Genomic DNA, 19,412 nt, shown 5'->3' with positions numbered 1-19,412 from the left:
TCAAACCGCCGTAAACGTGTTGTCCACGAAAATTTCAGCGCCGTTGATGAAGCTGGATTCTTCACTGGCCAGGAACAAGGCGACATTGGCAACTTCTTCAGGTTCGCAGATTCTGCCCTGCATGATGTTCACATCCTGTTCGGAAGCAAAAATGCCATAAGCGCGCAATTGGGCAATTTCATGCTCGCCATGGCGCGTGCGAACAAAGCTTGGGCAAATGGTGTTGCTACGAATGCCCTTGTCGCGGTATTCGACCGCAATCGCCCGGGCCAATTGGTGCATGGCGGACTTCGAGGCGCAGTACAGGGATTCAAGGTGAGTGGCAGCCCGCACGGCAGAGGAACTGGTGCTGATAAGAACGCCGTAACCACGTTTCAGCATTCCTGGCAGCACAAGTCGGGTCATTAGGAATGCACTCTTGGCGTTGTTCTCCATCATCTCGTCCCACTCCTCGATACTGAATTCAAGGAAAGGTTTCACGATGATGATGCCGGCATGATTGAACAGAATGTCGATGCAGCCGAACTTCTCGATCGTGGCTTTTACGGCGAACTCGGCTTCATCGGCTTTGGACACATCGGCGCAAACGAAGAACGCACTAAACCCTTGCGCGTTGAGTTCCTGTTCCAGCTTGCGACCGGCTTCTACATCGCGATCGACAATAGACACCTTGGCAGATTCGCGCGCAAACAATCGGGCAGAGGCTGCCCCTGCGCCGTTGGCGCCGCCAGAGATAATTGCTACGCGACCGGCGAGTCGACCTTGAGGGGAGGGCATACATCACCGCCTTGGAGGATGGAGCGAGCCATGGTACGCGCGGGCAGATAGACGATCAATACAAGCTTGGGTTACCTCGGGCGTCTTCTTTGGCCCCGTGCTGCGTGCCGACATATCGGCAGGAAAACTTTAAACCCGAGTTAAGCCCAGCGCCGCCGATCTATCAGGCCGCGGATCGTTCCTGCCGGAAGTCCTCCGCTCGCTTCGCCATTGTCCAGGTGACACACCGGTTGCGGCTTTAAACGCGCGGCTGAGTGCGATGTCGCTGCCGTATCCCGTCTGCTCCGCTGCAGCTGCGATCGAGTGGCCGGCAGCGAGGATGAGCTTGGCACGATAAATACGCCACGTCGCGACATAGGTCAGCGGCGGCACTCCGACGACCGACTTGAACAGCGCCGCGAAGGTGGAGCGCGACATCCCGGCGTCACGGGCGAGTTGCTCCAGCGTCCACGGGTGCGCCAGGTCTGCATGGATGCGGTGCAGCGTTTGCGCCAGTTGGCGATGGGTCAGCCCGGCAAGCCAACCCTCGGGCATATTGCCTTCGGAACTGGCCCAGGTTCGGATCGCCTGAATGAACAGCACATCGAGCAGCCGGCCGACGACATAGGAGCCGCCAAGCGATGCCTGTGCTTCCTCTGCACCGATCTGTTCGAGGATCGAGACCATCCGTCCCGCGTCGGACTCCGGCATCGCGATATGAACGACATCGGGCAGCAGTGCTGACAGGGGTTCGCCTGCGGTGTGGTCGAACGTGAACAAGGTCGAGAAGAACTCAAACGCTTCGCCGTCCCCACCGAAGGAAACTGTCTCGCCGGTCACATGGTCGGCGATCTGCCAGCAGGGGACTGCAATACGGTCCGGCGCATCACCCAATATGCCCATGACCCCCTGCTTGATGATCAGGCAGTCGCCTTCCTGTACGACGACCGGCGGGAGGCCGACCTGGGTGAACCAGCCCCGCCCCCTGGCGACAACGATAAGCCGCGCCTGGCCGCCGCTGTCGAACGAAATCGCCCACGGCGCATGGGCGCGCATCCAAACGAATAGCGAACTTTCGAGCTGCATGGCGTTTAGGACGACGTCAAAGGGATGCATGGTGATCTCGGACGATGGGTTATAAATTGCATACTCCAGGCAATGGATGATCCAGTCAAGCGCCGCCATACTCGTCCCACAATTTAGAGGCTACGCAATGAAGATCTATCGTTTGCAGAAAATCGGCTCAATCGACGGCCTGGAGTTGTGCGAAGAGCCCACGCCTGAACCGGGTCCGGGCGAAGTCCTGGTTAATATCAAGGCAACCTCGCTCAATTTTCGCGACCTCACGATCATCAACGGCTGGTCGCCGTTTTCCCTCGAAGAAGGGCGGGTGCAGTTGTCCGATTCTGCCGGGATTGTCGAGGCGGTCGGCTCGGGGGTCACCCGCTTTGCGGTTGGCGACCGGGTGACGAACAACTTTATGCAGGGCTGGCATACGGGGCCGTTCCGGGAGTTCGGCCCGCAATATGGCACCCAGATCGATGGCTGGATGGCCGAATATCGCACGGTTGATCAGAACGAGTTGGTCGCCATTCCCGATTCGATCAGCTTCGAAGACGCCGCGACGCTGCCCTGCGCCGCGGTCACCGCCTGGAACGCGATCGCAAGCGTCGGGCCGCAGCATCGCGTACTGACGCAGGGAACCGGTGGCGTGTCGCTGTTCGCGCTCCAGTTCGCCAAGGCGCGCGGCGCCGAGGTGATTGCCACGACTTCGTCGGCCGAGAAGGCGGAGCGGCTACGCGCCTTGGGCGCCGATCATGTCATCAACTATATCGAGAACCCCAATTGGGGCGAGCAGGCGAAGGCGCTTTCCGGCGGGCGCGGCGTTGATCGTGTGGTCGAGGTTGGCGGCCCCGGCACCTTCGCCCAATCGCTGAAGGCGGTCGCGCTCAGCGGCCAAGTGTCGATGGTTGGCGTGCTGGCGGAGGGCGAGATGCCCGGTTACCTCGACATGTTTCTCACTTTTGCGCGTTTCCAGACGATTGCAACCGGTAATCGCCAGGACCTGGAAGATGTAATCGCGGCCGTCGCACAGCATGGCATCCGTCCGGTGATCGACAGCCGCTTCGCGTTCGACGACGGCAAGGCCGCGTTCGAGCATTTCGGCAAGCGCAATGTGTTCGGCAAGGTTGTCATCACCAACGAAGCTTGAGAGATCAGCGTTCCAAGGCCGTGCATGTCGACTTGGAAGGCGATTTTAACCGCGCCGGTGCGACGCGCTTTATCGCACCCTATCGATGCAAGGAGTACATGAAATGGGAAAACTACTTGGAAAAGTCGCTTTAATCACCGGGGGCGGCAGTGGCATCGGCCTCGCCTCAGCGAAGCTGTTCGCCGAGGAAGGCGCAAAAGTCGTCATCGTCGGCCGCACCAAATCCGCCCTCGATAAAGCCGCCACCGAAATAGGCGAAAGCGCCGTGGCCATCGTCGCGGATGTTTCCGATCTGGACGCACTGGACGCCCTCTATGCTGAAGTCGGCACGCGCTTCGGCAGGATCGACGTGTTGTTCGCCAACGCGGGCGTCAACAGTCTCTCGTCGTTCGAGGCGGTGACGCCGGAGGACTTCGACAGGCAGTTCAATGCCAATGTTCGCGGTCTGTTCTTCACCGTGCAAAAGGCTCTGCCGCTGCTCAGCGAGGGGGCGTCGGTAATCCTCAACGCATCGGTGGCGCACAAAAAAGGCTCCCCGCTGCATTCGGTCTATGCCGCGACCAAGGCGGCGACGCGCTCTTTTGCCCGTAGCTGGACGACGGACCTCAAGGACCGGAACATCCGCGTCAATTCGCTCAGCCCCGGCCTGATCGAGACTCCGATCTTCGGAAAATTGGGCGTTCCGGTTGAGGTTATTCAGGAAGCACTGCCGGCTCTGCTAGCGGGCATGCCAATGGGCCGGGTCGGACGCGTGGAAGAGGCGGCAACTGTTGCGCTGTTTCTGGCAAGCGATGACAGCTCGTTCGTGACAGGCATTGATCTTCCGGTCGATGGCGGGCTGGGACAGGTATAGGGTTGTGCTGAATAAGATTGAATCGGCAGCCGCCGGGCGCAGATGGCTATCGCCCGTTGCGCCTGCGGTCAGCGATGCCATCGTGTAGAAAAGTCAGATTTTGTTGGCATCGCGAAACCGCATTTGAAAAGTCGCCACCAGTCTGCTGATTTAGAACGACGCCACCGGTTCGCCGAAAATGCCCTCTTCGGGGACGATGCCCAAGCCGACACCTTGGGGGCGTTTGATATAACCTCCCTCAACGCGCACCCCGTTTTTTTGGTCGTAGTGACCATCAATCATTGGAGCGGCAATCCAGACGCCTTCAAGCAGTTCAGGGGCTACGGTCGCGCCAATGTGGGTACAGGCGGCCGCAATGAGGTCTCCGCCCCATGCATCATCACACGTGTGGGGCAGATTACGCGCGGCACAGATGTCCCGGAATGCTCGCATCGGATGCAAGCCACCCAGTGCGGTGACCTTCATTCCAAATCCGTCGACTAATCCGGTTCCCGCTACCGTAATCGCAGTATTCAGGCTGGTGCAACTCTCATCCATGTATATCGCATGGCTAATCTGCGAGCGGATTTTTTGGAAGTCTTCGATAGTGTTGCATGGTTGTTCAAGGATGAAAGGGACGTGTGCGCATTCGCGGCAGAGTCGCAGAGCATCGCGAGTATTCAAACCCCGATTAGCGTCTGCGGCGAGTTTGATACGCGAGCTGCCTACGGCTTCCCACACCTTATTGACGGCAGCGATATCTTCTTCGATCGGTCTGCCCCCTAACTTCAGCTGAAGACGGGGATAACCTTGGTCGCGTTTCTCGACAGCAAGGCGTGCAGATTCATCTGCATCGCTGATCCCGACAACAGAATACGAGGGAACACGATCTGCCAGTGCACCGCCTAAAAGATCTGAAACACTTAGATCTAAATGCTTCCCCAGGAGGTCATGCATGGCAATATCGACTGCTGCTTTGGCGTAGTTGTGACCTTTGAGCAATCCGTCCATGCGTCGGTGCAGAGGTACGGGTAGCACCTCAGTGCCTACGAGTCCTTTACCCATTTCAACTAGAGCCGCAACCGCGCCTCCTGAATGTGACTCGGAGAAGATTGGGCCAACAGGGCATGTTTCTCCCCACCCAAACAGTCCGTTATCTGCTACAAGCTTGACCAGCGTAGTGGTCAATGAATTTACAACCTGGTTGGCCATGGTGTAAGGGCCGTTAAGAACAGGTAGTTCGTATGTGTAGATATGGACGCTGGCAATTTTCATTGGTTAACCTCCGGGATGATCAGAACAAGCTTGCCCATATGGGCTTTGCTCAAAAAATCTTCTTGCGCCTGATGAATGTCGTTTAGAGAGTAGGTTTTAGCCACGACGGGCCGTATTTCTCCCGCCTCTATATATGAAATAAGATTGTTAAAGACCTCGTCCTCCTGGAATGTGCAACCGAAAAGAGTGAGGTCTTTGAGGTAAAGGGTACGAAGATCAATCTCTGCAATCGGGCCGGCAATCGCACCAGCGATTGCATAACGCCCGCCTAACCGTAAAACACGCAAAAGATCCGGCCAGTCATCACCCCCTACAACGTCGACCACCACGTCAACGGAGTTTTCTCCTAACAGCGAAACCAGATCGGCTTTGCGATCTATGATGTGATCTGCTCCTAGTGCCTTCACCTCGGATGCTTTCGCAGGTGAACACTGTGCGATAACCGTTGCGCCTCTGCGTTTGGCGAGCTGGACGGCCGCGGATCCTACTCCCCCGGAAGCGCCGGTAATGAGCACCACTTCGGCGCCAAGCCTTACCCGGTGAAGCATGTTTTCTGCAGTTGAATACGCACAAGGAATCGACGCGAGTTCTGCATCTGTCCAGTTGCATTCAACCTTGAATGTTTCTTTAGAGGGCGCAACGGCAAATTGCGCAAATCCGCCGTCACATTCGCTGCCGAATGTCCAACATTCATAAGGCCTGTAATCGACGTAGGTGCGTAGCAAATTACTGACGATTACACGCTCACCGATTCTGGTGGGGGAAACGTCTTGACCCACTGCAACGATGTAACCACAACAATCGGCGCCCTGGATGCGTGGGAACTTCACCGAAGCGCCTGACCATGAGGCATCTTCACCGTTCACGTTTTCAAACCCGCTTGCACCACCGGCGCCGGTATCGGTACTGATTGATTTGGAATACCAACCAATCCTGGTGTTGATATCGGTGTTATTGACAGCAGAGGCTCGTACTTGAATGAGCACTTCACCAGGGGCGGGTTGGGGTACGGTTACATCCGTGCGGTACTCAAGTTGCTCTATTCCGCCCAGTCCATTCAGTAACACTGCATGCATCGTAGTCGGTAGTGAAGGTGTCATGTGTACGCCTCATAAAATGGTTGAAAACCGTTGCGTCGCTTGTTGGGTGACGATTCCTCTATCAGTCCCCATAGTGCTAGCAGTGGCTTGTGGGTAGACCTCATTGAATGGACAGCTGATGACGGGGTGAACACCACACCGCCAGGCCCCGGACTCCACCATCCGACATCTTCCCGGTACCAATCGCCTTCTGATAAAACGACGTAGAATTCTGCGGGGGGATGCGTATGGAACGGGTAGCAAAGGTTGGGCGCCATCACCGCCAGTCCCACTGTCATCGTTGAGCATTCGAACAGTGCACCTTCTCCGAGAATCAATGCATGTCGATGTTTTTCTTCGAGATCGGCATCATCCCCTTCAGCAGCGAATCGCTTTATCCAACGACTATTGCGTAATAGGGGCTCAAGCGCTGATAGCAGAGTCTTGAAGTCGCGCTGAATTCTGGGCGCGTCCGACAACGCCTGTGAGACCGTGGAATGCAAGAACGAGGGCAGGGGATTGCCCTTGAAGGGAGGCAGGCCGATGTTCAAGTGGGCATCAGCCAAGGAGCGAACACAGGCTTCAGTATCCACGCCGTCGATCCCACAAAGTGGGGAATGACGGGCAAGGATTCGCAGGAGTGCCTCCCGCATAATCACTCCATGCATCAGGAGTTCTTGCTCCGACACAGTGCGGTTGAATTGCATAGCCCTTTACCTCTCGAATAGACAAAGTGGATCGCTGGGAACGCCTTTGATTTACAAAGGCGAGGGCACCTTATTCACGGCCAGCGAGCAGCTCTTTCATATAAAGATTGGCGCTCGCCCCGATACTGAGGAAAGGTTCTGCTGGCAACTTCTTGGGCGGCGCGTAGTTGTTGAAGATGTCGAGAATCGGAGTGCTTTTTTCCATCGCGAAATCTGCTGCGGCGATCCCGGCAGCGGTGGATTTTGAAGCCCCGAGACCGTTGCAGCCGCAAGCGCTGATCACACCAGGCGCAACTTCTCCAAACGCGGGTACTCCGTTCAATGTCACCGCCATTTCCCCACCCCACCGGTACTGCATACGAACCTTTGGTAGCATCGGAAAACGATTGGCGAACTTTTTATCGTGAGCCTTGCCAGCGCTGTTCACCGCGCTTTCGCTGACCTGCACCTTGGTGCTAAAGGTGTAGCGTGAACGAATCAGTATTCGATCACCGTCGTTGCCAGCGATTCGCCGCACGGTCGTGCCCATGGGCAGGGCAGGAGTGGCGGCCCACTGTCTTTGTCCAGAAAGCAGGTCGGGATCAAACGCCTCCGTCATGGATGCATAGGTGAAGATAGGCATGAGCGTCTTCTGAAAGAAGCCAAAATCACGCGCGTATCCATTGTTGGCCAAGATTATTTTTTGAGCTGTCACGGAGCCATTAGGTGTCTTGATCAGCCAGCTGCCGTTTTTAACTTCAAAGGATAAAGCCGGCGTCTGCTCAAATACCTGTATCGGTGCACGCAGGCTATCCGCGACGCCTCGGATGTATGCAGCCGGTTGCACAATGACCGTGCCAGGCATGAACAGGCCAGCCGTATAGGCAGGTGTACCTGTGATCTGCGAAATGTCCGTAGCACTGAGTATTTGATGACGCTCGCCTAAAGCTGTCAGTTGCTTCGCATAGGCCTTGATATGTTCTTCGCCGCGCGATCCCATGGCCACGCTGTATCGCCCGCATGGATTGAAGATCTCTGGTCCCCATTGCTGATCTTCAGCAACACCGGCAGCGAGATCGATCGCGCTTCGATACAGGAAAATATCCTGTTTGGAACGAACCAGGGAATTTCCGCCGTAGTCATCTGAAGACACTTCGTGTGGCAGGTCGATGATGAAGCCAGAGTTGCGTCCTGCGGCACCTTCCCCAATGATCGTGGCCTCAAGCAGGGCGACAGTGATCGTGGAGTCGATTTGCGAAATTCGGCGGGCGGCGGAAAGGCCCGCAAAGCCTGCGCCAATGATTGCAATATCGACTGTAATTGCCTTTTGAAGGGGAAGCGTCGGCGTTCGCCGGTCCAGCAGCTCAACCCAACCGGAGGTTGTGGTCAGTTTCGGTAATTTTGAAGCGACGAACATGGTGTTCCCCTTGCTCAGGACGCAGCGGCTTCGAGTTCTACCAGTTGCCCTAGCGCGTCGCGTAACACTCTGGTCCGCTCGGCAGACAGGGGAGTGAGGGGGCGCCGGGGTTGGCCGGCGCCGTATCCGGTGATGTCGGCGCCCGCATAAACGGATTGAACGTAGTCGCCCTCCCAAATCAGCGACATCACGGGTTCAAGCAGCATCCAGATTTCCCGAGCCTCATCCCAACGATGTTGAGTGGCGGCTTTTACCAGCGCGACGCAGGTCCTGGGGGCCATGTTCGCACCGCCCCAGATGAGCCCTGCACAGCCAGCAAAGAGAGCATAGGGAACCAAAGGGTCAGCGCCATTCATCACAGGCAACCCGGTGCGGATCAGTGAGGCTTGTTTGCCGAGATCGCCGCTGCTGTCCTTGACGCCTGAAAAACCAGGGATCTGGCACAGTTTGCGGTGAAGATCCGGAGTGACTTCGACGCCGACCGCTTGAGGTACGTTGTAGCCAATGATCGGCAAGCCGGCCTTTGCTACGGCTGAGTAAAATTGGATCACACCCTCGTCGTCGGTAGGGCCTTCAAAAAAAGGCGGCAATAACATGACCCCATCAGCGCCACAGTCAGCGGCGTGTAACGTCCGCTCTACGACGTCGTCTACCAGCAGCGCCGAGGTCTGGACGATGATCTTGGTGCGGCCGCGTATTACCTTCGATCCAAAGGCCACCAACTCCTTGGATTCCTCCTTGGAAAGATAGACATGCATGCCGGTGCCTGAACTCAGGACGAACCCATTTACTCCCGCACTGATGTAGCGCTCAAGGAGGGTTTCAAAGCGTGCGAAGTCGATCTTCCCGTCGGTGTCGAACGGGGTAGTCACAGCAAGGTTGACGCCTGGAAAAGCAAAATCATTCATCTTCTGAACCTCTCCGTGGGGGAATAACGCTGAAGCAATTCTTATTGGGTCTCTCCAGGACGAAGTGGAGAGATATCGCGCCTGAAAAGATTCGGTTAATTGCGAAGTAATCGAGCTGTTGCACTGACAAAAACCAGCAGAACAATCAGGCAGCCCAGTGCGAATGACAAGGTGCTTAGATGGGCAACGGCCCCAATAAATACGGGACCTATCAGAATGCCTGCATAGCCCATTGAGATGACAGCGGGGATGGCAACCGCCTGTGGCATACGTTGTTGCCGGCCTACAGCGGTAAAGATCACTGGGACAATGTTCGAGCAGCCAGCCCCGACCAGGGCATAGCCGACCAGGGACGCGGGCCAGCCATCGATTCCAAGTGAAACGAACATACCTGCGGCTGCACAGAGCCCGCCTAGCGCTACTACGCGCACGCCGCCTAGTTTGCTGACGATGGCGTCCCCCGTCAGGCGGCCCACCGTCATCGCAGCGGCGAAGGATGCGTAGCCCAAACCGGCGATGCTCGGCTCTAACCCTCGGTTCGAGACAAGGAAGACCGCGCTCCAGTCAAGCATTGCACCTTCAGTGAGGAATACGATGAAACAGAGCGTCCCTAAAAACAGCACGATACCCTTGGGCACCGCGAACAATGGCCCACCCCGTTCAGTGCCATAAGTCAGCAAAGCAGGTGCAGCCTTGTAAAGTGATCCCAAAACTGTGGCAACGATGCAGAGCACAGCCATCAGTGGATCCAGGCCGAAGGTCAGTAAAGCGGTCATCGCCCCGGCGCCTAATATACCTCCGACGCTGTAAAGGCCATGGAAGCCAGACTGAAGTGCCTGCCCGCTGTTTTTCTCGACGATGACGGACTGTATGTTCATGGCGCAATCAAGCATGCCCATGCTGGCGCCGAAGATAATGACAGCTATCACCAGGCCAGGTAGCCACACCACGGTGCTCAAAAGCGGAAGAACGGCACACAGTGCAATAGTTGCCCAGATGATGACCGGTCGGCACCCATAGTGCGCAGTGAGATATCCAGCAAAGGGCATGGCTACAATAGATCCACCGCCAAGGCCGAGAAGCAGCAACCCCAAGCCACCATCGTCCAAACCGACGCGTGCCTTTACCAATGGAACCAGAGGCGCCCAAGCGGACATGAGTAAGCCCGCGATAAGGAAGGCAATGCGTGTAGACATCCGCTCGCTGTAGTTAGCCGTCGGTATCAACACTGACGATGGAGCATTCATAATTCTCGGTAATCCTTATCGATGATGTTAATCATCATTTACTCGGCTTGGATTTTGCGGATTTCTTTGGTTTTTTACGTGTTTGCGTTTCGGAAAACTAACGCCTGCGCTCATACGTCGCTCTATAACTACTCGGCGCTACGCCGAAGAAGTCACGAAAGCGCATATGAAAATTGGCGAAGCTACAAAAGCCAGTCGCGATCGCGATATCGGTGATCGGCCGATTGCTCTGCAGAATAAGCTGACGCGCTCGAGTCAAGCGCAGTTCCAAGTAGTAACGTGTGGGAGTGGCGCCGACGAAACGGCAGAAGCGGCGCTCCAATTGTCGTCGGGAAATGTTCACACATTCGGCCAGTTCGTCGATGGATAGCGGCTCTTCGATGTTCTTTTGCATCAGTTCTAAAGCGAGCTTCAGGGTTTGTGGCAAGGTGGGGTCAGCGTCAACGATGACCGTCGATATCCCAGAGACTTCAGGGGTTTGATCGCAGCTGAGTATTTCCTCGACAGCATGGGTCAGTGACACGCCTTGTTTAGCAGTGATGAGTTCCAGCATCATTCGTAACGAGCTGCTAGCGCCGGCGCACGTTATGCGATTTCTATCGATGACGTGAGTTCGACAAGAGACCAGGACTTTGGGGAAAACATCCTCCATCATCGCTCGCCCATCTGGATGAAAGGCACACTCGACACCGTCCATTAACTGAGCTTCCGCCAGGAAAAATGCGCCGTTCCACAACCCGCCCATGGTTGCGCCAAGAGAAGCGGCGTTGCGTAGCTTGCGCCGTAATTGTGGTTCGCTGATCAGCTTTACTCGTAAACCGCCCGCAACGATGAGGACATCTATACGATCTGGCAATTGGGATAACTCCAGGTCTGCTGAAATTGCAATTCCCAGATCACTCATGACCAGACGACTTTTGATACCAACGGTTAACACTTCGAATGCCGGTGTCTCGCTAATCAGGTTGGCGGTCACTAGCGCATCGATAGCGCCGGTGAATGACATCATCGAGAAATTGTTTAAAAGCACGAAAGCTACACGAGTCACCGCCTGCGGCTTCAATGGTTTCTCGGCCGTATAGGAGTACCCCATATTCTTGTCTTTAAGCACGCTCTCGAATACGAATGGCATAAATCCTCTTTGACACCTGAACGACTAGCTAAAAAACCGTTGCGGAAACTAGACAGCGCTTTTTGGAGCGGACAGCAGCAAATCAAAGAATGATTGGCAATCGTCACAGAGAGGCAGTGCTTCAATATTGTTCTTGATGGCATTGCTGAGCGTAATGCCCAAGCTGTCATCAGCCAGTAAATGGTATTTAGCGGTGAGTTCGTCACTCGACATGGGATTGCCGGGGTCGCCCTTGGCTGTAGCAGTCGGACTCGCAAGGCGTGTGCCGTCTTTCAGGGTAATGGTCACGCGAGAGAGAATTTCCTCCGGGAATCTGGCGGACAGGTCAGGCGCCTCATGAAGGGTTATTTTCTCGCTAATGCTTAAAATGTCTGGCGAATGAATGGAATCCCCGGTGACTTCGTCAGGGCCCAGCTTTGCGCGAACGATCAAAGCAGCGAGTGGGAACGCTAGCGCATACTGGGCCTCGTCCGCATTCTTCGGAAAATGCCCCTGCAAACACACAGACTCGTGGAATGTTTCGACATCAATGGTCTCGATCAACTCCGCAGTGATGACTGGATGTGCTCGCATCAAATCGGTCATGGCCGTGAGTGCCGGTTGTGCCCAGCGACAGACGGGCCAAGGTTTGAAATATTGCTCGTCGATCTCCCAACGGGTTCCGATGTCCTGCCAGAAAGTGGAAATCTCCAAAGGTTCAACGGTGGCGGCTGGAGCGCCAGTGACACCTATCTGTGCCATCAGTAGTGCATTCAGTCCGGCATACGCCCCGGCGCCATGGGCATCGCGCAACATCGTCGGAAAGCTCACCAGGCGCATCATCGGGCACCTCGGGCCAAAGTATTCCGCGATACCCAGCGCGTGACGAAACGTCGTTTCGTCCAGTTTCAGCAGGCGGGCTCCGGCGCAAACGACCCCGATTCCGGAAAATGCACCTGAGGCATGATATTCCGGGGCAGTGGCCATTAATGCCTGGCCCGCACGCAAGGCCGTCTCATAACCAATGCACAGTGCGCTGAGGAACTCCTCGCCGCTGATGTCTTTGCCTTGACTGCGATACGCGTCTACCAATGCAACAATGGCCGGGACAACGGTTGCACCCGCATGCCCTTTGGATGTGAAGTGACCTTCATGTGCATCCAGACTATCTACGCTGAAACCGCCTGCATACGCGGCGCCCAATGGATGTACGGCTCTGCCGTCGAACCAAAGGCGGCTGGACAGCTTATTGGCAGAGTAGTGGGCGTCAGCGTAAGTTTTGAGCATGACGCTGGTTTGATTGTTGCGGGCTCCGGCGGCCACACCAATGATGTCGAGCAGGCAAGTTTTAACCAGCTCGCGTGTATGCAGGGGCGCGTCCTTGTAACTGAAATTCTGGACGAATGAATACAACTGCATTTCATGATTCCTGAATGATGAACGCCGAAACGGATAAAAAGTTGCCCGGGGCAGGGCAACCTTTTATGCAGATTTAAATGAAGGGACTATTTTTTTGCGGTGGCTGTATTAGCCGCGGCTCGTGCGTCTGCCAGCCAGCTGTCGTATTTCGCGCGATGGGCCGTAATCCATTCTTTGGCGTGACGAGTAATGTCAGCTGCACTTTTTTCACCATTGTGCATCTTGAGATTTTGCGCGCTTTCATCGTCGGTAGTGATCTGCATTTCAGACAGGAACTTCACCGCAGCCGGATTTTTCTCGGCGAACTCTTTATTGATAACCGCCCTGACACTGTCTACCGCGAAGCCAAGGTTTTTACCATTGAAAGTCGTGTTGGTATCGTTTTTGCCACCTGGAAGATCCGTACGCGGCACGGTCAACCACACAACATCTTTACCTTCGACCAGAACACCGGAGATCCACTGAGGTACCCAGGTGTAATAGAGAATCGGCTTGCCTTGTTTATAACGAGCGATGGTGTCAGCCATCAAGGCAAAGTAGGAGCCCTGGTTATTTGTGACGGTTTTTTCCAGGCCATAGGCTTTCATATGGTGGGCAATGATCAGCTCACAGCCCCAACCGGGATTGCAACCTGTCAGGTCGGCTTTACCGTCGCCATTACTATCGAACAGCTTGGCAATTTCTGGCTTTTTCAAATCATCGATATTGGTGATGTGGTGTTCATCGGCCGTTTTTTTGTCAATCATGTAGCCCTGCAACACGCCCGGCATGATAGCGCCGGTTTTCACCATCGTCTCATCGCCGCCGGCCTTCTCGTAGAAAGATTTGTGCAATTCCTCCCACAAATGCACTGAGAAATCCGCGTCACCATTGGCAAGCGCAACCATCATGGTGGAGTACTCGGTTTCCTTAGGCGTCTCAACGTCGTAGCCCAATTCCTTGAGACCCGCCATTGCGATCTCTCCGCGAAATCGCTCTTCTGCGATTGACGGGAAAATCGGGGTGATTGATACCCCTTTTCCGGGCTCCTGCGCCGTGGCGGCTGATGCGAACACAGGTGAAACCGCTAGTACTAAAAGCGCGACAGAATGAATGAATTTCTGTTTTATTCCGAATGTTGTGAAGTTCATTATCGTTTACCTTGGCTGGATTACTAAGTTGGCATTTCTTTTGGTTCACGACGCGCCGCTTAGCGGAGTTAACTTTCTTTGGGACTAACTTCTATTTTTGTAACTGTGTTTTTTCTCTTGAGGCGATAAATGACACCCGCCGGGCCGGTCTGATACCAATGCTCACCTTTGGTTGCCCTGTTACTGCGTTCGCCCATTGCCTGAGTCAACCGGTCGAGGAAAATCGCCAGCAATACCAGGCCCAAACCACCGACGGTTGCCAAGCCCATATCAAGGCGGCCAATCCCGCGAAGTACCATCATCCCCAACCCGCCAACCGAAATCATTGACGCGATCACCACCATGGAAAGCGACAACATTAATGCCTGATTCAGACCCGCCATGATTGTCGGTGCAGCTAAAGGAAGTTGAACTCGCCTCAGCATCTGGCGTGGGGTACATCCGAAAGCCCGGGCGGCCTCAACCTTATCTTCCGGCACTTGGCGAATTCCCAAATTAGTGAGCCTGACGAGTGGGGCTACCGAAAAGATGATCGTGACCAGTACACCCGGTACGTTCCCGATACCGAACAGCATCACGACGGGTACCAGATAAACAAATGCAGGCAGTGTTTGCATGGCGTCGAGTACCGGACGCAGAAGCATCTCCAGTCGGTCACTACGGGCACACAGGACACCCAGCGGTATGCCAATAACTGCGCAGAAAAACAGTGAAGTGAGCACCAGGGCGAGGGTAATCATGGCGTCATTCCACACGCCTATCACGCCTAATAGAGTGAGAGTAACGAAGCAAAGGATACCTATTTTTCTCCCTCCCACCTGCCAGCCAAAGAGCGTCGCGATGATAATGAATATTGACGGAGGAATAGCCAGCAATCCGTACTGAATACCATTAAGTACCTGGTCGATAGGCCATCTTATCGAGCGAAATATCTCGCGGAAATTATGGACCATATAATTCAGGGCAACTTCTACCCATTGCCCCAAAGGGACGTTGATGGATTGAAACGGGTCTAAAAAACTGAATTCGTTCATGCTAATCACCTGAATGTCCGAGCCTGGCAAGCCAGCGAGTAGAGCCTGTTAGTGACGGCTCATTGTCTGGAGCAGTAGGCTCTTGGATATCGTGCCTTTGAACACACCCTGGCGATCCAGCACGGCAACCGGATTAACTGCATCCGCAACGATGTGAAAGACGTCCTGAAGCAGTACATCGTCGCGCAGCGTAGGAGTGGATTGATCCATGGCGTACGGATGCTCTGCGCAAATTTTCGCAACGTCACCAGCCTTGAGGATCTTCGAGGCATCGAAACCTTTGAAGAAAGCTCTGACGTAATCGTTCGCGGGGTTGCAAAGCAGCTCTTGCGGGGTACCGATCTGTACTACCCGGCCACCCTCCATGATCGCAATGCGATGGCCGATGCGAATAGCCTCGTCAATGTCATGGGAGATGAAGATGATGGTGCGATGCTGTTCTGCCTGCAGGCGGATCAGTTCGCCCTGCATTTCGTGGCGAATCAACGGGTCAAGTGCCGAGAAGGCTTCGTCCATCAGCAGGATGGCGGGGTCGTTGGCCAGCGCTCGGGCCAGGCCTACCCGCTGCTGCATACCGCCGGACAGTTGGTGCGGATAGCTGTAGGCGTGGCCATCGAGCCCCACCTGTTTAAGTGCCTCGAGTGCACGTTTATGCCGTTCACTTTCCTCGACACCCGAGATTTCCAGACCGAAAGCAACGTTGTCGATAACACTCATGTGTGGCATCAGCGCAAACGACTGAAACACCATACTCATGTCTTTGCGACGAACGCTAAGAAGATCGGCGTCCGAAAGACCAGTGATTTCTTGTCCGTTAAGATGGATTGTTCCGGAGGTTGGCTCGATCAGTCGATTGAACAACCGCACCATCGTCGACTTTCCAGAACCGGAAAGACCCATGATGACGAAAATCTCTCCACGTTTTACGGAGAAACTGGCGTCAAAAACGCCAACGACTTGACCGGTTTTGCTGAAAATTTCACTTTTATCAGCACCGCGAGCCAACATCTCCATCGCGAGCTTTGGCTGAGTACCAAAGACTTTGTAAATGTTGTTTACCGAGAGTATCTCGTCACCAAGACTCATAACCCCTCCTGCTGCAAATACGACGTAAGATCAAGAGTTTAGATATGCGTATCTTAATCAGTTAAGACGGTGCTTATGGGGGCAGTCAAGCTGGGAGAAAGGTTGGGAGTTAGTCATTGTGACCATCCTCTTTATTATGTGATGTTTATTATTCTTGTTTTTTTCGGCGCTGAATTAATCAGTTCCTTGAGACCCAAGTTATTACCTTATAGAGTCAGCGTCTAACAACATTTCTTCCGGCCAATCAATAACGTCATGTTATCAATTAATTAGTCGTATCAATTTACGACTGCGACAGTGCTGGTTGCGAAGGCGCCTGCCGCTGGCCCTGTCTTAGACCCTCTGTTTCAGCTACGCTCCAGCCTAGGCTCTAGGTGGAAACCCTCTTGCCGATCTCGTCCCTAACGGCCCTCCAAAGGGCCCCGAACCGGATATTCAATACTCTAGGTTATGGTTAAGCACATCGATCCAGACATGACGCTGCTGAAAATGCCGTCTCTGAAAGCAGTAAAGTCATTCGTAGCCGCCGCCAAATATCAGAGCTTTACGCGTGCGGCTGAAGCGCTGTGTGTTACTCAAGCGGCAATTAGCCGTCAGATTCGGGAACTTGAGGCGTACCTTGGGGTGGATCTCTTCAAGAGGGTGGGACGAGCAGTCGAGTTGACGGAAGCTGGATCCATCTTTTTTGATGCTGCACAGATTTCTTTCGTCAACATTTCCCAGGCGGCAGAGCGCATTCGCACCAACAATGCAGGCAAGCGCACGTTGACACTTTGCTGTTCTCCCGCGTTTTCAGCCCTCTGGCTCGCAGCGAAGCTGCCGGGTTTTTTTACCAAGAACGCAGACATCGACCTCAATCTGGTAACCACTCAAAACTTCTTGTCGATGGAGCCGGGTGTAACTCCGGACATCTTCATCACCAAGATGGCCAAGGTGCAGGATGGTTATCGTAGCTATCCGTTGTTTCATGACGTCATCTACCCGGTGTGCACGCCTCGTTACAAAGACGAGCACCCTGAACTGTCCAGCTTGGAAGGCATACGCGACGGGGTTTTGCTAAACCTCAGCCCCTATGGCAGATCCCAGGTAGCGGAGCACGTTGACTGGGGCGTTTGGCTGGCTTATCACGATGTTGATATCGAGAAACGCCCCCACGACAGCCCTCACGTTTTCAACGCGAATGACTACAACCTGGTGATTAGCATGGTGTTAACCCACCAAGGCGTAGCGCTGGGATGGAATCACCTGGTCGAAAACCTGATCGAAAACGGCACGCTGATTCGTCCGATCGAAGAAGAAGTGGTTCTCCATGAAAGTCAGCACTATCTGACATTTCGTGAAGACCGGATCAATGATGACGCGTGTTGTCGGCTACGCGACTGGATTCTCGCCCAGTTTTCCGGAGCTGTTTAGAAGACAGGAGCACTGGCGGGGCCGTGACTCGGATGGCGTGGATGTACCGGTGGTGATCATTCGTGGTTCTCACCACCGGCAGTGTTGCACTTAGCCGACAGACCTTAACGGGATCGTGTCATTGAGCTGCTCAAGCATCGTTTTGCAGTACCAATCATCAAACTGGCACACGCCAATTTCGCTGGCCACCGACAATGGGCCTGGCTCATAAGCAGGAGAGCTGACGCCGACCTGTGCGCCTTCAACCAAGGTGCGATCCTGGTCATTGGTTGCAAGCCAAACCTTGGTCAAGCGATCGATGTCGTAGTCGACACCTTCCTGCGCGTCCTTCTTGACGAGCCATTTTGTAGTGACCATTGTCTCGCCCGGACCAAGGGGCAGGACGCGGAAGCTCAGCGCGTGATCGCCCAGAAAGTGGTTCCAGGTGGATGGGTAGTTGAAATAAAGCAGGGCACCGATGTTGGCTTCACCGGTTGTGTCCAACCGGCCAGCGACCGCAGGCTTGCCATCCATGGTGTAGCTGACGGCCCCGGAAAACAGGGGGATGCGCGTCATTCGGAAACGACCTTCATCATCCATGACCAATCGGCTAGGCAAACCTGCAGCTTCGCAGCGATCCCAGTGCTCTTTGAGTTCGAGATCTTCATCGCCGCCGGCGCCGCCCACTGATGGGTTGTCCACGAATGAGTGCATCAATTCCGGGTGAGTAAAATCGCAGTGGTAACACTCGCGGTTGTTCTCGAAAACCAGTTTCCAGTTGCCTTTCTCGATGATGTTCGACTCAAACGCGACTTTGCAGTCGTCCAGGTTATGAGGCGCAACGAAAGGCGTCAGAGATTTTCTGAACGACGAAAAGTCTGGAGCGACATCAGCGACGCACACATAGATGTAGGTTTCAACGACCTCACAATGCACGGGTTTCAACCCATGCTGAGACTTGTCGAAATCCTCCGCCATGTTCCCGGCGAACAGCAGGCGGCCATCCAGTTCGAATGTCCATTTGTGGTAAGGGCACACCAGCTTGGCGACCTTGCCGCTGGCTTCCGGGCACACCTTGGAACCGCGATGTCGGCAGGCGTTGTGGAAGGCCCGAATCTGCTTGTCTGCGCCGCGCACGATAGCGACAGGGTAATCGCCGATTTGCAGCGACAGGTACTGACCCGACTTCTCCAGCTCAAATGTGTGCCCTGCGAAAATCCAGCTTTTGTGCCAGATCTGTTCCAGGTCCTGTCTGTAAACGTCTGGATCGCTGTAAAGGGCACCTGGCAGCGCGTGGTCAGGCTTACGCTGCGCGATTAGATTTGAAACTGCCGATTTAGTGCTCACGGTCAACACACTCCAAAATACCAAGGGGCGACACGTTCAGCCTGCTCAGCGAGGTGAGGCCAAACGGTCTTGAATTCGCAGTACCGTCTGTGGATGCAAGCCCATCAAACCGTGCTGCTTTTATCCGCGAATCCTTACTAATGCAGACATTTCTGTAGTGCCGATGTTGCATCAATAGGAATATTTCTACAGCACCTTATTCGAGCCCGGACAAACAGATCCTAACTAATGGAACGAATGTACGAGAAATTCTGTTATCCAATTCGTCGGTAGAATATCGCTGTTGTAAGGCTACGACGGCAATCATGCATCAACAAGAAACATTTACTCTTATCAATGCATAAACAAATGTTATCGATTGACGTCGGGGTGCTGATGAGAAAATTTCAAATCATTGAAAATAAAGGAGAAATTGTTTTTCAGGACGTATGAAGCACCCCTCTAGAGATGTATACGCCAGAAATCCACTCTATTGACCGCC

17 protein-coding genes are annotated in these 19,412 nt (G+C 54.5%); 3 read left to right on the top strand and 14 right to left on the bottom strand.

The annotated features are described in order from the left end of the window. Both AB3226_RS00855 and AB3226_RS00850 read right to left on the bottom strand, forming a co-directional pair. Positions 1-777, bottom strand: a complete 777-nt coding sequence (locus AB3226_RS00855; RefSeq protein WP_367371607.1) for an SDR family NAD(P)-dependent oxidoreductase — start codon at positions 775-777, stop codon at positions 1-3. 129 nt (positions 778-906) lie between these two features. After that, a complete protein-coding gene (locus tag AB3226_RS00850) occupies positions 907-1,941 on the bottom strand; it encodes a cupin domain-containing protein (protein WP_367371606.1) in 1,035 nt (344 codons plus the stop codon). Between the two features lie 28 nt (positions 1,942-1,969). Between AB3226_RS00850 and AB3226_RS00845 the strand changes: the two genes are divergently transcribed. Continuing rightward, entirely contained in the window at positions 1,970-2,968 is a 999-nt protein-coding gene (locus AB3226_RS00845) for an NAD(P)-dependent alcohol dehydrogenase (RefSeq protein WP_367371605.1), read from the top strand. A 103-nt stretch (positions 2,969-3,071) separates the two neighbouring features. After that, entirely contained in the window at positions 3,072-3,821 is a 750-nt protein-coding gene (locus tag AB3226_RS00840) for an SDR family oxidoreductase (protein ID WP_367371604.1), read from the top strand. 150 nt (positions 3,822-3,971) lie between these two features. Here AB3226_RS00840 and AB3226_RS00835 read toward each other — a convergent pair whose 3' ends face one another. The 11 genes from AB3226_RS00835 to AB3226_RS00785 form a co-directional block, all read right to left on the bottom strand. Next, positions 3,972-5,075, bottom strand: coding sequence for a mandelate racemase/muconate lactonizing enzyme family protein (locus tag AB3226_RS00835; protein ID WP_367371603.1), 1,104 nt, complete (start codon positions 5,073-5,075; stop codon positions 3,972-3,974). Then, complete coding sequence (locus AB3226_RS00830; RefSeq protein WP_367371602.1) at positions 5,072-6,175, bottom strand: alcohol dehydrogenase family protein; 1,104 nt, start codon at positions 6,173-6,175, stop codon at positions 5,072-5,074. Before AB3226_RS00830 ends, AB3226_RS00835 begins: the two co-directional genes overlap by 4 nt. Continuing rightward, positions 6,172-6,861, bottom strand: coding sequence for a dimethylsulfonioproprionate lyase family protein (locus AB3226_RS00825; RefSeq protein WP_367371601.1), 690 nt, complete (start codon positions 6,859-6,861; stop codon positions 6,172-6,174). The genes AB3226_RS00830 and AB3226_RS00825 overlap by 4 nt, the downstream gene beginning before the upstream one ends. A 70-nt stretch (positions 6,862-6,931) precedes the next feature. Next, positions 6,932-8,257, bottom strand: a complete 1,326-nt coding sequence (locus AB3226_RS00820) for an NAD(P)/FAD-dependent oxidoreductase (RefSeq protein ID WP_367371600.1) — start codon at positions 8,255-8,257, stop codon at positions 6,932-6,934. Between the two features lie 14 nt (positions 8,258-8,271). Next, positions 8,272-9,165 (bottom strand): dihydrodipicolinate synthase family protein, encoded by an 894-nt coding sequence (locus tag AB3226_RS00815; protein WP_367371599.1) that lies wholly within the window; start codon positions 9,163-9,165, stop codon positions 8,272-8,274. Positions 9,166-9,260: 95 nt separating this feature from the next. Beyond that, the gene (locus AB3226_RS00810) at positions 9,261-10,412 is read right to left on the bottom strand and encodes an MFS transporter (protein WP_367371598.1); all 1,152 of its coding nucleotides are present in this window, start codon (positions 10,410-10,412) and stop codon (positions 9,261-9,263) included. A gap of 97 nt (positions 10,413-10,509) precedes the next feature. Continuing rightward, complete coding sequence (locus AB3226_RS00805) at positions 10,510-11,544, bottom strand: GlxA family transcriptional regulator (protein ID WP_367371597.1); 1,035 nt, start codon at positions 11,542-11,544, stop codon at positions 10,510-10,512. A gap of 48 nt (positions 11,545-11,592) precedes the next feature. Next, complete coding sequence (locus AB3226_RS00800; protein WP_367371596.1) at positions 11,593-12,942, bottom strand: MmgE/PrpD family protein; 1,350 nt, start codon at positions 12,940-12,942, stop codon at positions 11,593-11,595. 86 nt (positions 12,943-13,028) lie between these two features. After that, positions 13,029-14,072 (bottom strand): glycine betaine/L-proline ABC transporter substrate-binding protein ProX, encoded by a 1,044-nt coding sequence (gene proX, locus AB3226_RS00795; RefSeq protein ID WP_367371595.1) that lies wholly within the window; start codon positions 14,070-14,072, stop codon positions 13,029-13,031. 68 nt (positions 14,073-14,140) lie between these two features. Further along, positions 14,141-15,106, bottom strand: coding sequence for a glycine betaine/L-proline ABC transporter permease ProW (proW, locus tag AB3226_RS00790; RefSeq protein ID WP_056741621.1), 966 nt, complete (start codon positions 15,104-15,106; stop codon positions 14,141-14,143). A 48-nt stretch (positions 15,107-15,154) separates the two neighbouring features. Then, on the bottom strand, positions 15,155-16,192 hold the full coding sequence (locus AB3226_RS00785; RefSeq protein ID WP_367371594.1) for a glycine betaine/L-proline ABC transporter ATP-binding protein: 1,038 nt from the start codon (positions 16,190-16,192) through the stop codon (positions 15,155-15,157). 450 nt (positions 16,193-16,642) lie between these two features. On the opposite strand from AB3226_RS00785, the gene AB3226_RS00780 reads away from it, so the two are divergent. Continuing rightward, complete coding sequence (locus tag AB3226_RS00780) at positions 16,643-17,605, top strand: LysR family transcriptional regulator (RefSeq protein ID WP_367371593.1); 963 nt, start codon at positions 16,643-16,645, stop codon at positions 17,603-17,605. A gap of 90 nt (positions 17,606-17,695) precedes the next feature. Here AB3226_RS00780 and AB3226_RS00775 read toward each other — a convergent pair whose 3' ends face one another. Then, positions 17,696-18,931, bottom strand: coding sequence for an aromatic ring-hydroxylating dioxygenase subunit alpha (locus AB3226_RS00775; protein ID WP_367371592.1), 1,236 nt, complete (start codon positions 18,929-18,931; stop codon positions 17,696-17,698). Between the last annotated feature and the right edge of the window lie 481 nt (positions 18,932-19,412).

Source organism: Pseudomonas lini (assembly GCF_964063345.1).
Taxonomy (GTDB): domain Bacteria; phylum Pseudomonadota; class Gammaproteobacteria; order Pseudomonadales; family Pseudomonadaceae; genus Aquipseudomonas; species Aquipseudomonas lini_B.
Note: the sequence above shows the minus strand (reverse complement) of the source record. Positions and strands in the feature narration are given on the sequence as shown.

Coding starts and splice junctions, on each gene's coding strand:
- AB3226_RS00855 (WP_367371607.1), bottom strand. CDS start 777: ATGCCCTCCCCTCAAGGTCGACTCGCCGGTCGCGTAGCAATTATCTCT.
- AB3226_RS00850 (WP_367371606.1), bottom strand. CDS start 1,941: ATGGCGGCGCTTGACTGGATCATCCATTGCCTGGAGTATGCAATTTAT.
- AB3226_RS00845 (WP_367371605.1), top strand. CDS start 1,970: ATGAAGATCTATCGTTTGCAGAAAATCGGCTCAATCGACGGCCTGGAG.
- AB3226_RS00840 (WP_367371604.1), top strand. CDS start 3,072: ATGGGAAAACTACTTGGAAAAGTCGCTTTAATCACCGGGGGCGGCAGT.
- AB3226_RS00835 (WP_367371603.1), bottom strand. CDS start 5,075: ATGAAAATTGCCAGCGTCCATATCTACACATACGAACTACCTGTTCTT.
- AB3226_RS00830 (WP_367371602.1), bottom strand. CDS start 6,175: ATGACACCTTCACTACCGACTACGATGCATGCAGTGTTACTGAATGGA.
- AB3226_RS00825 (WP_367371601.1), bottom strand. CDS start 6,861: ATGCAATTCAACCGCACTGTGTCGGAGCAAGAACTCCTGATGCATGGA.
- AB3226_RS00820 (WP_367371600.1), bottom strand. CDS start 8,257: ATGTTCGTCGCTTCAAAATTACCGAAACTGACCACAACCTCCGGTTGG.
- AB3226_RS00815 (WP_367371599.1), bottom strand. CDS start 9,165: ATGAATGATTTTGCTTTTCCAGGCGTCAACCTTGCTGTGACTACCCCG.
- AB3226_RS00810 (WP_367371598.1), bottom strand. CDS start 10,412: ATGAATGCTCCATCGTCAGTGTTGATACCGACGGCTAACTACAGCGAG.
- AB3226_RS00805 (WP_367371597.1), bottom strand. CDS start 11,544: ATGCCATTCGTATTCGAGAGCGTGCTTAAAGACAAGAATATGGGGTAC.
- AB3226_RS00800 (WP_367371596.1), bottom strand. CDS start 12,942: ATGCAGTTGTATTCATTCGTCCAGAATTTCAGTTACAAGGACGCGCCC.
- proX (WP_367371595.1), bottom strand. CDS start 14,072: ATGAACTTCACAACATTCGGAATAAAACAGAAATTCATTCATTCTGTC.
- proW (WP_056741621.1), bottom strand. CDS start 15,106: ATGAACGAATTCAGTTTTTTAGACCCGTTTCAATCCATCAACGTCCCT.
- AB3226_RS00785 (WP_367371594.1), bottom strand. CDS start 16,192: ATGAGTCTTGGTGACGAGATACTCTCGGTAAACAACATTTACAAAGTC.
- AB3226_RS00780 (WP_367371593.1), top strand. CDS start 16,643: ATGGTTAAGCACATCGATCCAGACATGACGCTGCTGAAAATGCCGTCT.